We start from the raw sequence: 14,467 nt of genomic DNA on the forward strand, positions 1-14,467 counted from the left end.
GGCGGGGCGGGGCGGGACTCAGCTAGTGGGCTTCGGCGATGTGCTGGGTGCCGATCCGCTTGCGGAACACCCAATAGGTCCACCCTTGGTAGAGCATCACGATCGGCGCGGCGATGGCGGCGCACCACGTCATGATCTTCAGGGTGTAGGGGCTGGACGAGGCGTTGGTGACCGTGAGGCCCCAGCTCTCGTTCAGCGTGGACGGCATGACGTTCGGGAAGAGCGTCAGGAACAACATGGCGACCGCCGCCGCGATGGTGATCCCGGAGAACGCGAACGCCCAGCCCTCGCGCCCGAGCCTGTTGGCCCCGAGCGCGGCGACCAGCGCCACCACCGCGACGATCATCGCGGCCAGGCTGCCGGCGTCGCCCTTGTCGGCCTGGGTCCACCCCAGGAACGCGACCGCGAGCACGGCGGTGACCAGCCCGAGGACGCCCGCCATCCGGCGCGCCCGCTCCCGGATGTCGCCCACGGTCTTCAGCGACGCGAACACCGCACCGTGGAAGGTGAACAGCGCCAGCGTGACCAGGCCGCCGAGGATCGCGTACGGGTTGAGCAGGTCGAGCACGCCGCCGACGTACTCCTTGTGGGCGTCGATCTTCACGCCGTGGACGATGTTGCCGAAGGCCACGCCCCACAGCACCGCGGGCAGCAGCGAGGTCCAGAAGATCGCGTGCTCCCAGTTGCGCTGCCAGCGCTCCTCGGGCCGCTTGGCGCGGTACTCGAACGCGACACCGCGCACGATCAGGCAGACCAGGATCACCAGCAGTGGCAGGTAGAAACCGGAGAAGAGGGTGGCGTACCACTCCGGGAAGGCGGCGAAGGTCGCCCCGCCCGCGCTGAGCAGCCAGACCTCGTTGCCGTCCCAGACCGGCCCGATGGTGTTGATCAGCACCCGCTTCTCGCTGCGGTTCCGGGCGAGCAGCTTGGTGAGCACGCCGATCCCGAAGTCGAAGCCTTCGAGGAAGAAGTATCCGGTCCACAGGAAGGCGATGATGACGAACCAGATGTCATGGAGTTGCATGGTCGCCTCCTAGTACGAGAAGGCCATCGGCCGGTCGGCGTCGGTGGAGTCGCCACCGATCTTGGTGGGCGGATTGAGATCGGAGTCGGAGAGTTCCTGGGGTCCGGCCTTGATGTACTTGGCCAGCAGCCTCACCTCGATCACGGCGAGGATCGCGTAGAGCGTGGTGAAGACGACCAGCGACGTGATCACTTCGCCCTGGGAGACCCCCGGCGAGACCGCGTCACGGGTGCGCAGCACGCCGTAGACGACCCAGGGCTGGCGGCCCATCTCGGTGAAGATCCAGCCCCACGAGTTGGCGATCAGCGGGAAGCCGAGGGTGACGAAGGCCAGCCGCCAGTACCACTTGGTCAGTCGGGCGCCCAGCGTCCTGTTCTTGGTGAGCGCGAGGTGCGGTGGTTCCTCGTCACCGGTCCGCAGCCCGGGCGCCAGCCAGAACTTCTTGCGGGTGAGCCACAACCCGGCCAGACCGATGGCGAAGGACGTCATCCCGAAGCCGATCATCCAGCGGAAGCCCCAGTAGGTGACCGGGATGTTGGGCCGGTAGTCGCCGGGCCCGAACTTCTGCTGCTCGGACTTGTTGACGTCGTTGATGCCGGGGACCGGCGAGGAGAAGTCGTTGTGCGCGAGGAAGGAGAGCAGGCCGGGTATCTCGATGGCGACCTTGTTGTGCCCCTTGGCGACATCGCCGTACGAGAAGACCGAGAACGGCGCGGGCGCCGCCTTGTCCCACAGCGCCTCGGCCGAGGCCATCTTCATCGGCTGCTGCTTGAACATGACCTTGCCGAGGCTGTCGCCGCTGACCGCGGTGAGCAGTCCGGCGACGACCAGGGTGACCAGCCCGAGCCGCAGCGACGTCCGCATGACCTTGATGTGCTTCTTGCGCATCAGGTGGTACGCGGAGACGCCGACCATGAACGCGGCACCGGTCAGGAAGGCGGCGGTCAGGGTGTGGAAGACGACGACCAGGGTGGTGTCCTGGGTCAGCACCTTCCAGAAGTCGGTCAGCTCGGCCCGCCCGGTGGCGCGGTTGTACTTGTAGCCCACCGGGTGCTGCATCCAGGAGTTGGCCGCCAGGATGAAGTACGCGGAGAGCACGGTGCCGATCGAGACCATCCACATGCAGAAGCAGTGGAGCTTCTTGGGCAGCTTGTCCCAGCCGAAGATCCACAATCCGATGAAGGTGGATTCGAAGAAGAACGCGATCAAGGCTTCGAAGGCGAGTGGCGCACCGAAGATGTCCCCGACGAATCGCGAGTAGTCCGACCAGTTCATGCCGAACTGGAATTCCTGGACGATGCCGGTGACGACACCCATCGCGATATTGATCAGAAACAGTTTGCCCCAGAACTTGGTGGCCTTGAGGTACTTCTGCTTGCCCGTTCGCACCCATGCGGTCTCAAGCCCGGCCACCAGAGCGGCGAGGGAGATCGTCAAGGGAACGAACAGGAAGTGGTAGACGGTCGTGATGCCGAATTGCCATCGCGCCATAGTCTCTGGCGCCAACGCCAGTTCCATGTCGCGGCCTCCTTACGTCCTTGCGTCACCGTTTCGGAACGGCTATGTCCCTTTTGCGCCAAATAAAGCGGCACATACCAGGACGGGAGCTTGTGAACGCGTTCACATTCACAAGCATTATCTCCCATGGGCACTGCGCCTTGAGAGAGGGGGGTACGTGACTGCGGTCACGCTCGAATCCATGGCCCGTGAATGCTTATGCCGAGGTTATGTGCGCACCCTTCCGCACGGCTTCAACATATTGTTGAATGCGTCGCCATGAAGATCCGCATCTCCTGGCCCACCGGGCATGTGACCGCCACGCTCGACGACACGCCGACCGCCACCGCGCTGCTCGCCGCCCTGCCACTCCAGGCCACCGCCCACACCTGGGGCGAGGAGGTCTACTTCGACACCGGGCTCGCCCCCGCGCTGGAGACCGACGCCCGCCAGGTCGTCGAACCCGGCACGGTCGCCTTCTGGACCGAGGGCAACGCCCTCGCGCTCCCCTACGGCCCCACCCCGATATCCCGCGGGGGAGAGTCCCGACTCGCCTCCCCCTGCAACGTGTTGGGCCGCATCGACGGCGACCCGCGCGCACTGGCCACCGTCCGCAGCGGCGGCCCGATCCACGTCCGGAAGGTCTGAGTCCACGGACGACCGAGGCCGCGGGTCCGCCGGACCCACGGCCTCAGAACACACCACCGCGCGAAGGCACGACGCCTTCCCGCGGACCGGAAACCGGCTACCGCGCCTTGCGGAACTCCTCCGCCGCCTGCAGGAACAGGTCCATCGCCGGCTTCTCCCCGATCGTCACCCGCACGCCCTCGCCCGCGAACGGCCGCACGACCACGCCGGCCCGCTCGCACGCCTCAGCGAACGCGGTCGCCCGGTCCCCCAGCCGCAGCCAGACGAAGTTCGCCTCCGACGTCGGGACGGTCCAGCCCTGCGCCACCAGCGCGTCGTACACCCGGGCCCGCTCGGCGACCAGCGCGTCGACCCGCTCCAGCAGCGCCGCCTCGCTCCGCAGCGACGCCACCGCCGCCTCCTGCGCGAGCTGGCTCACGCCGAACGGCACCGCGGTCTTGCGCAACGCCGCGGCCACCTCCGGGTGCGCCACCGCGAAGCCGACCCGCAGCCCCGCCAGGCCGTACGCCTTGGAGAAGGTGCGCAGCACGCACACGTTGGGGCGGTCGCGGTAGAGCTCGATCCCGTCCGGCACGTCCTCGTCGCGGATGAACTCGCGGTACGCCTCGTCCAGCACCACCAGCACGTCGCTCGGCACCCGGTCCAGGAAGGACTCCAGCTCCGCCCGGCGCACGACGGTGCCGGTGGGGTTGTTGGGGTTGCAGACGAAGATCAGCCGGGTCCGGTCGGTGATCGCCGCCAGCATCGCCTCCAGGTCGTGCACCTCATCGGAGGTCAGCGGCACCTGCACGGACGTCGCGCCGGAGACCTGGGTGACGATCGGGTACGCCTCGAACGACCGCCAGGCGTAGATCACTTCGTCGCCGGGCCCGGCCGTCGACTGGACCAGCTGCTGGGCCACCCCGACCGACCCGGTGCCGGTCGCCAGGTGCGTAACCGGCACCGAGAACCGGTCGGCCAGCTCCGCCATCAGCCCCGTACATGCCATGTCGGGGTAGCGGTTGAACGATCCGGCAGCCGCCACCGCGCTCTCCAGGACGCCCGGCAGCGGCGGATAGGGGTTCTCGTTGGAGGACAGCTTGTAGGCGACCGGGCCGCCGACCGCCGCCGGTCGCCCCGGCTTGTAGGTAGGGATGCCGTCCAGCGCAGCACGCAGCCTCGGGGTCTTCTCGCTCACCGCAGGTCCTCCTCAACCATCCAATCGACTCCAATACTGCACACCTTATGAGGATTGCCCCGTCCGGCGTCAGGCCCGCGACGGACAGCCCTTCCGCGGGCACCCGCCGTAGTGGGCGCCGGGCGCGCACTCCGAGGGGAGCGCTATGCGGGACACCGCGCGCCGGTGGCTCGCTCCGTGGCGCGCATCCCTCGTCAAGGTGACTTGAGACCTGTTCGAGACCTGGGCGGATCGCCAGGCGGAGCGGCCACCCCTTCCCTTGAGCAATCCAAAAGGGCGACAACACCCTTACATTTGAAGGCAATTGAGGGTCAGTCGCCTTGCAGAAACGTGCCGCCTCAACGCCGTCGTGGGTCCACCGCGAATGGCCGTACCGAGCCCTACTATCGGCTCGCCATGACAGCAGCAGGGAAGCACCAGGTGGGCCGGTCGACCGGTCGCCGACTGGGACGCGCGGGTATCCGGGACGTGGCCGCCGCAGCCGGTGTATCGATCACGACCGTCTCCGACGCGCTCAACGGCAAGGGCCGGCTTCCGGATGCCACCCGTAGCCACGTCCGCGAGGTGGCCGACCGGCTGGGCTACCGCCCCTCCGCCGCCGCCCGCACCCTCCGTACCGGCAAGTCGGGCCTCATCGGTCTGACCGTGACCACCTACGGGGATGAACCTTTCACCTTCACCGAGTTCGCGTACTTCGCCGAGATGGCCAGAGCCGCCACCTCCGCCGCGCTGGCCCGCGGATACGCCCTGGTCATCCTGCCCGCGACCTCCCGCCACGACGTCTGGTCCAACGTCGCCCTCGACGGCACCGTCGTGATCGACCCGGCCGACGGCGACCCCGTGGTCACCGAGCTTGTCCGGCACGGCATCCCCGTCGTCTCCGACGGCCGCCCCGGCGGCTCCCTCCCGGTCACCGGCTGGGTCGACAACGATCACGAGGCGGCCGTCCTCGGCCTGCTCGACCACCTCGCCGAGGCCGGCGCCCGCCGCATCGGGCTGCTCACGGGCACCACCACCGACACCTACACCCGACTGTCGACCACCGCGTACCTCAACTGGTGCGAGCGGGTCGGCCAGGACCCGGTCTACGAGTCCTATCCCGCCTACGACCCGCGCGCTGGCGCCGTGGCCGCGGACCGGCTGCTGGCCCGCCCCGACCGGCCGGACGCGGTCTACGGGCTCTTCGACCCCAACGGCACCGACCTGCTCGCCGCGGCCCGCCGCTACGGTCTACGCGTGCCGGACGACCTGCTGCTGGTCTGCTGCAGCGAGTCCACCGTCTACGCCACCACCGATCCGCCGATCACCACGCTCTCCCTCAAGCCACGGCGCATCGGTACCGCCGTGGTCCAGATCCTGATCGACGCCATCGAGGGCCTCGACGGCAGCTGCCCCGTCGAGCAGGTGATACCGACAGACCTGATCGTGCGAACCTCCTCCCAGCGACGCTCCCCGCGGACGACGGTCAGCCCGCCACGCGGCCCGGCCGGCGACTGAGTGTGCCGCCGGCACGACGGACCGGGCGTACGGGCACTCTCCGGGCGCCCGCTCGACCGAGGAAAAAACAGGGCGATCTCGGGAGGAATCCATCGCGAACACCGGGCTTCGCGGGATTGATCACCCCCGGGTGCGTCACAACCCGCGAGCGGCGTTCCTATGATGGGCGCACGACACCGCGGACCGCCGTCGACCAGGCAAGGTCCGAGAGGTGCACGGCGGCGCAACGGTGGAGGGGTCGATGACTCAGGGGGCCAGTCAGGGACCCATGGTGTGGACCATGGGGGCACAACCTCCGGCGTCCGTTCCACCGCCCGGAGCCCCCGCGGGACCGCCGGCCGGGCAGCCCTCCCCCGAGCTCTCGACGTCGGTCGAGCAGGGGGGACCCCCGGCACCCCCGGTGCAGCTGCCCGAGGCGTACACCCCGACCGCCCGCGACCTGCCGGTCATCAGCCGCACCGACACCCTCGTCGACCACCCGTCCGTGGTGCCGGCCCAGGAGCCGGCACCCGCTCCCGACGGCCCGGGCCCGCTGTACGTCGTCGGCGACGTGCACGGCTACTACGAGGAGCTGCGCGCCGCGCTGGAGGCCGAAGGGCTGATCGACGCCGACGGCACCTGGGCGGCCGGCAACGCCCGGCTCTGGTTCCTCGGCGACTTCACCGACCGCGGCCCGGACGGCATCGGCGTCATCGACCTGGTCATGCAGCTCTCCGCCGAGGCCGCCGCGGCCGGCGGCTACTGCAAGGCCCTGATGGGCAACCACGAGCTGCTGCTGCTGGGCGCCAAGCGGTTCGGGGACACCCCCGTCCAGTCCGGCGCCGGCACCGCCTCCTTCCAGGCCGCGTGGCTCCTCAACGGCGGCCAGAAGACCGACATGGACCGGCTGGAGGACCACCACCTCCAGTGGATGGCCCGCCTGGACGCCGTGATGGAGGAGGACGGGCACCTGCTGGTGCACTCCGACACCACCGCCTACCTCGAATACGGCGACTCGATCGAGGCGGTCAACGACACCGTCCACGAGGTGCTGACCCGCAGCGACGCCGACGAAGTCTGGGACCTCTTCCGCAAGTTCACCAAGCGGTTCGCCTTCCGGGACGAGGCCGCCGGCGGGCAGGCCGTCCGCGAGCTGCTCGACGCCTACGGCGGCCACCGCGTGGTGCACGGCCACAGCCCGATCCCGTACCTGCTGGGCGAGGTCGGTGCGGAGGACGGCGAGGGCGACGGCATCGCGGTGAACGGCCCGCACGTCTACGCCGACGGTCTGGCCATCGCGATGGACGGCGGTATCACGATGGCCGGAAAGCTGCTGGTCTGCCAACTCCCCCTGGTCGGGTGACAGTTCGCCGGAGGTGCGGATACCCCTCCGTCGGGTGACATGCCGCGGCGGGTTCCGGTCACACCATCCCGCAAATTCCGCAAACTCTCTGTCACCCCGCGCCGGAGGCCCTCTACCATCGGTCTATCCGTAGCAGGCTCTCCTCCGTTTCCGCCCGGCGCCCGGCCCTGGCCGGCCCGTACGGCCCTACGGAGCATCGGGGGATCCACATGAACAGCGCTCCGCACCTGCTGAACGAGGACCGCGCGGAATTCGCGCGGATCCTTGATGACGCGCTGCGTACCGCCGCACACCACCCGGACGGCCTCACCGCCACCACCGGAAACCGGCTCAGCACCGAGCAGTTGCGCACGATGGCGCTCAGCGCGACCAGCGCGATCGCCGCCTGCGCGACGGCCGAATACCAACGCTACATACAGCTGCGTGCCGAGCTGCGCGCACCGGCGCCCGCCGCGTCCGCCGCCGGTGCGGGCACTCCGTCAGCGGACCAGACCTCTGACGAGCAGACCGGACCGGCCACCGCGGACGACGACCCGGCCGCCGAGACGACCGGCTTCGGGCTTGCGGCGATGGCCACCGTCCTCGTTCCGGTGCTCGCCGGGATCGCGGCCGTCCTCTTCCTCGTCATCGGCTATGTGCTGCGCGCCGTCGACCCGGACCCGGCCGTCTCCCGGCCGCTGGTCAGCGTCGGTTGGATCTTCGCCGCGCTGGCCGCCGCCGGTGCGCTGGTCGCCATGGGCTGCGTGGTCGTCACCGCGCTGCGCAACGGCGTCTCCCGGGACACCGCGGCCGAGGCGCGGGCCGCCGCGCTGGACAGCGCCCGCGAGACCTGGCGACAGGCCCTGCTGGACCGCGGACTGCTGCCCTTCCTCCGTGAGGCGCTGGCCGATCCCGCGGCCGACCCCGCGGACGATCCGGTCCAGTACGTCCCCCGCCCCGTGTCGGCCCCTGAGCGCCGCACCCCCACGCTCGGCTACACCCGCCCGCGGTTCAGCAGCCCCGACGCCGGCACCTCCTGGTCCCGTCCGCGCTACTCCAGCCCGGACTTCACCAGCCCGGACTACGGCGGCCCGGACCACCGGCCCGAGTAGCAAAGCGGCGGAAACCCGAGCAGCAGGAACCCGGCCGTCTGCTCCACGGCGGCGCGTGCGCCGCCCTCCGCCTCGGCCATCCGCCGGCGCTCACCCTGAGGGCGGGAAGGAAAAGCGGGGCAGGCCCGGCCACTTCACGGCCTGCCCCTCACCTTCCTCAGTCAGCCATGGGCAGGTACACCCGGTTGCCGGCCGCCGCGAACTCCTTGGACTTCTCCAGCATGCCGGCCTTGACCTCCTCGGGGGTCGCGCCCTCGCCGCCGCCGAACTGCTCCGTGATGCTTCGGCTGATCTTCATCGAGCAGAACTTCGGCCCGCACATCGAGCAGAAGTGAGCCGTCTTGGCCGGCTCCGCGGGCAGTGTCGCGTCGTGGAAGGCGCGGGCGGTGTCCGGGTCGAGGGCCAGGTTGAACTGGTCCTCCCAGCGGAACTCGAAGCGCGCGTCGGAGAGCGCGTCGTCCCAATCCTGGGCGCCCGGGTGGCCCTTGGCGAGGTCCGCCGCATGGGCCGCGATCTTGTAGGTGATCACGCCGGTCTTGACGTCGTCGCGGTCCGGCAGGCCCAGGTGCTCCTTGGGCGTGACGTAGCAGAGCATCGCGGTGCCCCACCAGGCGATCATCGCGGCGCCGATGCCGGAGGTGATGTGGTCGTAGGCGGGCGCGATGTCGGTGGTGAGCGGGCCGAGCGTGTAGAACGGGGCCTCCTCGCAGATCTCCTGCTGGAGGTCGATGTTCTCCTTGATCTTGTGCATCGGGACGTGGCCCGGGCCCTCGATCATGGTCTGCACGCCGTGCCGCTTGGCGATGGTGTTCAGCTCGCCGAGGGTCCTCAACTCGGCGAACTGCGCCTCGTCGTTGGCGTCCGCGATGGAGCCGGGCCGCAGACCGTCACCGAGGGAGTAGGTGACGTCGTAGGCGGCGAGGATCTCGCAGAGCTCCTCGAAGTGCGTGTAGAGGAACGACTCCTGGTGGTGCGCCAGGCACCAGGCCGCCATGATCGAACCACCGCGGGAGACGATGCCGGTCTTCCGGTTGGCGGTGAGCGGGACGTACCGGAGCAGCACGCCGGCGTGCACCGTCATGTAGTCGACTCCCTGTTCGGCCTGCTCGATGACGGTGTCCTTGTAGATCTCCCAGGTCAGCTCCTCGGCCTTGCCGTCGACCTTCTCCAGCGCCTGGTAGAGGGGGACGGTGCCGATCGGGACGGGGGAGTTGCGGAGCACCCACTCGCGGGTGGTGTGGATGTTGCGGCCGGTGGAGAGGTCCATGACGGTGTCGGCACCCCAGCGGGTCGCCCAGGTCATCTTCTCCACCTCCTCCTCGATCGAGGAAGTGACCGCGGAATTGCCGATGTTGGCGTTGACCTTCACCAGGAAGTTCTTGCCGATGATCATCGGCTCGATCTCCGGGTGGTTGATGTTGGCCGGCAGCACCGCGCGACCGGCCGCGATCTCGTCCCGCACGAACTCGGGGGAGACGTTCTCGCGGACGGCGACGTACTCCATCTCCGCGGTGATCTCGCCGCGCCGGGCGTATGCGAGCTGGGTGACCGCGGCACCGTCCCGACCACGGCGCGGCTGACGCGGACGGCCCGGAAAGACCGCGTCGAGGTTCCGGAGGCCACCGCGCGGTGAGGTGTGCTTGACCCCGTCGTCCTCGGGACGCATCGGACGGCCCGCGTACTCCTCGGTGTCGCCCCGGGCGATGATCCAGTTCTCCCGCAGCGGGGCCAGGCCACGGCGGACGTCGGTTTCGATCTGGGGGTCGGTGTACGGCCCTGACGTGTCGTAGAGCGTCACGTGCTTGCCGTTGGTGAGGTGCACCCGCCGGACCGGGACCCGGAGGTCGGGACGCGTTCCGGAGACATAGCCCTTGTGCCAGCCGATTTGCGACTTTTCGCCGTCGGTCGGGCCGTTTTCAGGCGTGCGTGCATCCTGCAGAGTCATATAGACCCAACTCCCTACGCCGGCATTACCCGGTAACAGGTTCGGCGGTCGACGCAGCGGCTTCCGTCGTCCGGTGTTTCACGTGAAACACCGCTGGGACGGAGGTCAGCGCCCTCTCAGCCCGGTGCTCCGAGCTCCCGCGATTGCAAAGGTGGCACCACGGTAGCGGCCGATGCGGCGATGTGAACAGGGGGCCCACCGCTTCTTGCGATGATCGGGCGGTGAGCCCTCCCGACGCCCCGCATCCCGCCGCCGGCCACGCGCACGCGCACGGCCATGGGCCGGCCGCCCCCGTCTCCCGGCATCTGCGCAAGGTCATCGCCGCCGTCCTGATCCCGTTCGCGGCGGCGGTGGCGGTCGGCCTGATCGTTCTGTGGCCGGGTGGTGCGCCCCCGCACAAGCCGTCCGGTGTGGGCTTCGACCAGCCCACAGAGCAGGCGCGGATCATCAAGGTCGAGGAGGTGGACTGCGCGGCGGTGCACGCCGCCCAGCAGCCGCAGCCCACCGCGCCCGGAGGCCAACCGCCGGCCGGGGGAGCGGCCCCGGGCACACCCTGTGAGCAGGTGACGGTCAAGGTCACCACCGGCGAGAACGCCGGCCGGACCTTTCAGACGGTGGTGACGCCGGACGCCCTGCGGCACTACACGACGGGCCAGGACGTCGTCGTCTCCTACTCCCCCAAGGCGCCGAAGGATCTGCAGTACGCGGTGACGGACGTCGACCGCACCGTGCCGATGTGGATGCTGGCCGCGATCTTCGCTGGTGCCGTGGTGATCGTCGGTCGACTGCGCGGGGTGCTGGCGCTGGTGGCGCTGGCCGCCAGCTTCGGCGTGCTGACGCTGTTCATCCTCCCGGCGATCCTCCAGGGCTCCGATCCGTTGGTGGTGGCGGTGATCGGCGGCAGCGCGATCATGCTGATCGCGCTCTACATGTGCCACGGGTTGACCGCCCGCACGTCCGTGGCGGTGCTCGGCACCCTCGCCTCGCTGCTGCTCATCGGGCTGCTGGGCACGGTGTTCATCAACTGGGCGCTGCTGACCGGCAATACGGACGACACCACCGGTCTGGTGCACGGGCTGTACCCGAACATCGAGATCCGCGGTCTGCTGCTGGCAGGCATCATCATCGGCTCGCTGGGGGTGCTCGACGATGTGACGGTGACGCAGACGGCCGCGGTCTGGGAGCTGAAGGAGGCCGACCCGACGGCGGGTTGGCGGAAGCTGTACGGCGCGGCGATGCGGATCGGGCGGGACCACATCGCCTCCGTGGTGAACACCCTCGTCATGGCCTACGCGGGCGCCTCGCTGCCGCTGCTCCTGCTGTTCTCCATCGCACAGAGCAGCGTCGGCACGGTCGCCACCAGCGAGGTGGTCGCGGAGGAGATCGTCCGCACGCTCGTGGGCAGCATCGGGCTGGTCGCCTCGGTGCCGGTGACCACCTTGCTGGCGGCACTGGTGGTCGCGGCGGACCGCCCCGTGCCGGGTGGGGCGGGGCGGGCGCCGGCCGCCGGGGGGCGCGGAGGGCGGCGCGCGGCACACGGACGGCGCCGTAAGCGCTGAGCGCGCGGCAGGCAGCACGGAGGGAGCGGGTCGGGGCGGGTGAACGCGGTGGGCGGGCGTCGGGGCAGCGGGGCAGGGGCGCCGACGGCCGGCCGGTCGGTGGGCGGCGAGGTGGGGGCGTCGTGGGATGAATGGGCCGGCGGCCGGCGGGATCAGCCGGCCGGGGCCTCCGTCAGGATCCGGTCCAGCGCGGCCTCCAGGGTGTCGCAGACCTCCTCCTTGCCGAGCGGAACGATCCGGTCCGTGCGGTCCAGGAAGGCGATCAACGGCGGCGCACTGGCCCGGAACAGGGCGCGCTCGGCGCCGACTTGCAGGCTGATGTAGACATCGCTGAGGTGCTCGGGGGAGGTCGGCTCGACCCGGACGTCCCCCTCACCGGCCGGCCGGCTCAGCCCGTCCAGCAGCAGCTCACGGCCGAACACCCAGGTCACGGGCGCATCGCCGGGGAGATCGAAGGTGAGCCGGACGGCGTAGGGGTCGGCGCTGTCGAAGTCCAGCTCCACCGGAATCCGGAAGGCGAGCTCCTCCGAGACGAGGAAGCTCATGATCACTTCTGCCTGAACCGTGTCGTTCATCAACCACTGCCCCGCACTTGATCGGAGATGGCCGGGAATCATCCCCGGAAGCCCTATTGACGCCATCGTCGGTCACATGCAGGCAGATCACAAGGAGTGAGTTTTCAGATACTGATAGAGAAGGCGAGTGTCGTTAGTACCCCCTCCGCCATTTTCCGTAGTCGTTCCGTAACTGGCTGCAATCGGTGCACCTCCTTCGCCGGAAGGGAAACCGCCAGCGTCGCGGCGGCCGAGCCGACCCGGATGGGGATCGCCGAGCACACCGTGCCCAAGGCATATTCCTGGCGGTCGTAGGCGACCTGGCCGCGACGCACCGTAGCCAACCGGCCGAGGAGATCGTTCTCGGAACGCACCGAAAAAGGCGTTATCGACTGCACGGGATAGCGGGCGAGATGTTCTTTCCGGGACGCCTCGTCGAGCTGCGCCAGGAGGCATTGCCCGATCGCGTGGGTATGGGCGCTGGACCGGAAGTCGACCCATTCCTCGACGGGCGGCCGCGCCGGATCGTCGGTTATCGCCACCACCTCCACCTCGCCCTCGCGGTAGACGGCGAAGTAGACGGCGGCGCCGAGCTCGCGGCCGGCCACGGCCAGCACGTCGGCCAGTTGCCGGCGCTGCCGCCGCCGGGCCCCGGCCCGACCGATGGACTCGGCGCCCTCGCCGATGACGAAGACGCCGCTCTCCCGGCGCAGATAGCCCTCGTGGGTCAGCGTCCGCAGCAGGTGGTAGGTCGTGGGGAGCGGAAGCTGGGCCTCCCTGGCCAGTTGCTTGGCGGGCGCCCCGTCCGCGTGCGCGGCCACCGCCTCCAGGAGCCGCAGCGCCCGCTGCACCGACCCGATCAGGGTGGGATGCGAGCTGGATTGGTCGTTGCCGATCGCCAACGCAACCCCCAGGTCCGAGCGCCATGGTCCCGCGGCCCCGGCCACGGGACCCGCTCCCGCGACCGCGCGTCTCCCAGGACGTCCCACCCGACGCCCGGCCGATCGCTCGGTACATTCCGGAACGCCAACCTCCGGAAGACGCCTGCGTCCGCACTGTAACCCGGGCGATCCGGAACGGGAGCCGAAAGCCCGGGAGTTAACCCGGCCGTCCACGTCCCCCTGGGTGCGATGACTCTACGGAGCAACGCACACACTGTTGGTGAGCAGGGGGAACGCCTCGGGCGTCCGGCGCGCGGAAACAGTGAACGAGCCGCTTTCCGACCCACGTTCGACGCGGCGATGGGTGTGTCGGTGGGGGACACCGAACGCCGGACGCCCTGCTCCCGGGCGGGGGCAGGGCGTCTTCGGACGGTGCGGGTCGGACAGGACCGGTCGGTCAGGGGCTCGGCCTACCAGTCGCTCTTCGACGAGGACGAGGACGAGGAACCGGTGAACCTGCGCACGAGATAGATGACGCCGGCGATCAGGGCCGCCGCGATCAGCACCTTGAAGAGCAGGCTGACCAGGAAGCCGACCGCGGTGGCGATCAGCCCGCCGAAGACGGCGATCAGGATGACGGGCACCACGACCCAGGTGACCCACCACGGAAGCCCTGCGAGTATCCCCTTACCAGCCACTGCTCTGCCCTGCTTTCTGTCTGTCGCGCTGTTGTCGGTCTCTGCCGCTCCGGTGGCACCGTCCGCGGTCTCCGCGTCTCCGGTTCCCCCTGTACACCAACGATGCTAGGGCGCCGGAGGGCGCCATGGGGGCCCGACAGCCCCGGCTCGCCCCTGAGCCGACCCCTACGGGTTCCGCGGTCCGTCCCTCAGCTTTCGGGCGGAGAGAAGACCACCACGACCCGGAGGTCCTCGCTGATGTGGTGGAACTTGTGGGGCACCCCGGCGGGCACATAGACCACGCTGCCGCGGGCCACCGACTCCGTCTCCGTCCCCACCGTGATCGCCCCTCGGCCGCTCACCACCAGATACACCTCGTCCTGGGCGTGCGGCTGCTGCGGATCGACGGTGCCGGCGTCCAGCCCGTACAGCCCGACCGACATGGTGCGCTCCCGGAGGAACTGCAGATACGCGCCGTTGTTCGCGAGCCGTTCCGCTTCCAGTTCATCCAGTCGGAAAGCCTTCATCCCGTTCGCACCTCTCACCAGTGAGCAGTCGTCTGCGACGATCTCACC

13 protein-coding genes are annotated in these 14,467 nt (G+C 69.6%); 5 read left to right on the plus strand and 8 right to left on the minus strand.

Annotated elements, in window-relative coordinates:
- Window positions 1-22: 22 nt before the first annotated feature.
- Window positions 23-1,024 (minus strand): cytochrome d ubiquinol oxidase subunit II, encoded by a 1,002-nt coding sequence (gene cydB, locus MOV08_RS20845; protein ID WP_039634610.1) that lies wholly within the window; start codon window positions 1,022-1,024, stop codon window positions 23-25.
- Between the two features lie 9 nt (window positions 1,025-1,033).
- Entirely contained in the window at window positions 1,034-2,542 is a 1,509-nt protein-coding gene (locus tag MOV08_RS20850) for a cytochrome ubiquinol oxidase subunit I (RefSeq protein WP_039634612.1), read from the minus strand.
- Window positions 2,543-2,800: 258 nt separating this feature from the next.
- Between MOV08_RS20850 and MOV08_RS20855 the strand changes: the two genes are divergently transcribed.
- Complete coding sequence (locus MOV08_RS20855; RefSeq protein WP_275308489.1) at window positions 2,801-3,169, plus strand: cyclophilin-like fold protein; 369 nt, start codon at window positions 2,801-2,803, stop codon at window positions 3,167-3,169.
- Between the two features lie 97 nt (window positions 3,170-3,266).
- Here MOV08_RS20855 and hisC read toward each other — a convergent pair whose 3' ends face one another.
- Window positions 3,267-4,346: a histidinol-phosphate transaminase gene (hisC, locus tag MOV08_RS20860; protein ID WP_039634616.1), complete on the minus strand. Its 1,080-nt coding sequence runs from the start codon at window positions 4,344-4,346 to the stop codon at window positions 3,267-3,269.
- A gap of 396 nt (window positions 4,347-4,742) precedes the next feature.
- Between hisC and MOV08_RS20865 the strand changes: the two genes are divergently transcribed.
- The 3 genes from MOV08_RS20865 to MOV08_RS20875 all read left to right on the plus strand — a co-directional run bounded on the left by MOV08_RS20865 (window position 4,743) and on the right by MOV08_RS20875 (window position 8,276).
- Complete coding sequence (locus MOV08_RS20865; RefSeq protein ID WP_039634618.1) at window positions 4,743-5,843, plus strand: LacI family DNA-binding transcriptional regulator; 1,101 nt, start codon at window positions 4,743-4,745, stop codon at window positions 5,841-5,843.
- 280 nt (window positions 5,844-6,123) lie between these two features.
- Window positions 6,124-7,185, plus strand: coding sequence for a metallophosphoesterase (locus MOV08_RS20870; RefSeq protein WP_420834192.1), 1,062 nt, complete (start codon window positions 6,124-6,126; stop codon window positions 7,183-7,185).
- 209 nt (window positions 7,186-7,394) lie between these two features.
- Window positions 7,395-8,276: a hypothetical protein gene (locus MOV08_RS20875; RefSeq protein ID WP_078875836.1), complete on the plus strand. Its 882-nt coding sequence runs from the start codon at window positions 7,395-7,397 to the stop codon at window positions 8,274-8,276.
- Between the two features lie 157 nt (window positions 8,277-8,433).
- Here MOV08_RS20875 and thiC read toward each other — a convergent pair whose 3' ends face one another.
- Window positions 8,434-10,221 (minus strand): phosphomethylpyrimidine synthase ThiC, encoded by a 1,788-nt coding sequence (gene thiC, locus MOV08_RS20880; RefSeq protein ID WP_039634623.1) that lies wholly within the window; start codon window positions 10,219-10,221, stop codon window positions 8,434-8,436.
- A gap of 221 nt (window positions 10,222-10,442) precedes the next feature.
- Here thiC and MOV08_RS20885 point away from each other — a divergent pair, with 221 nt between their 5' ends.
- Complete coding sequence (locus MOV08_RS20885) at window positions 10,443-11,780, plus strand: YibE/F family protein (protein ID WP_039634625.1); 1,338 nt, start codon at window positions 10,443-10,445, stop codon at window positions 11,778-11,780.
- Window positions 11,781-11,932: 152 nt separating this feature from the next.
- Here the strand turns inward: MOV08_RS20885 and MOV08_RS20890 are convergent, their stop codons facing one another.
- From MOV08_RS20890 to MOV08_RS20905, 4 genes are all read right to left on the minus strand, one after another.
- On the minus strand, window positions 11,933-12,355 hold the full coding sequence (locus MOV08_RS20890) for an SsgA family sporulation/cell division regulator (RefSeq protein WP_073444498.1): 423 nt from the start codon (window positions 12,353-12,355) through the stop codon (window positions 11,933-11,935).
- A 104-nt stretch (window positions 12,356-12,459) separates the two neighbouring features.
- On the minus strand, window positions 12,460-13,236 hold the full coding sequence (locus MOV08_RS20895; protein WP_275308491.1) for an IclR family transcriptional regulator: 777 nt from the start codon (window positions 13,234-13,236) through the stop codon (window positions 12,460-12,462).
- Between the two features lie 449 nt (window positions 13,237-13,685).
- Window positions 13,686-13,913, minus strand: coding sequence for a DUF5326 family protein (locus MOV08_RS20900; RefSeq protein WP_039634630.1), 228 nt, complete (start codon window positions 13,911-13,913; stop codon window positions 13,686-13,688).
- 188 nt (window positions 13,914-14,101) lie between these two features.
- Entirely contained in the window at window positions 14,102-14,419 is a 318-nt protein-coding gene (locus MOV08_RS20905) for a cupin domain-containing protein (RefSeq protein WP_039634631.1), read from the minus strand.
- Window positions 14,420-14,467 lie beyond the last annotated feature (48 nt).

Source organism: Streptomyces yunnanensis, from assembly GCF_029011865.1.
Classification (GTDB): domain Bacteria; phylum Actinomycetota; class Actinomycetes; order Streptomycetales; family Streptomycetaceae; genus Streptomyces; species Streptomyces yunnanensis.

Coding starts and splice junctions, on each gene's coding strand:
- cydB (WP_039634610.1), bottom strand. CDS start 1,024: ATGCAACTCCATGACATCTGGTTCGTCATCATCGCCTTCCTGTGGACC.
- MOV08_RS20850 (WP_039634612.1), bottom strand. CDS start 2,542: ATGGAACTGGCGTTGGCGCCAGAGACTATGGCGCGATGGCAATTCGGC.
- MOV08_RS20855 (WP_275308489.1), top strand. CDS start 2,801: ATGAAGATCCGCATCTCCTGGCCCACCGGGCATGTGACCGCCACGCTC.
- MOV08_RS20865 (WP_039634618.1), top strand. CDS start 4,743: ATGACAGCAGCAGGGAAGCACCAGGTGGGCCGGTCGACCGGTCGCCGA.
- MOV08_RS20870 (WP_420834192.1), top strand. CDS start 6,124: ATGGGGGCACAACCTCCGGCGTCCGTTCCACCGCCCGGAGCCCCCGCG.
- MOV08_RS20875 (WP_078875836.1), top strand. CDS start 7,395: ATGAACAGCGCTCCGCACCTGCTGAACGAGGACCGCGCGGAATTCGCG.
- thiC (WP_039634623.1), bottom strand. CDS start 10,221: ATGACTCTGCAGGATGCACGCACGCCTGAAAACGGCCCGACCGACGGC.
- MOV08_RS20890 (WP_073444498.1), bottom strand. CDS start 12,355: ATGAACGACACGGTTCAGGCAGAAGTGATCATGAGCTTCCTCGTCTCG.
- MOV08_RS20905 (WP_039634631.1), bottom strand. CDS start 14,419: ATGAAGGCTTTCCGACTGGATGAACTGGAAGCGGAACGGCTCGCGAAC.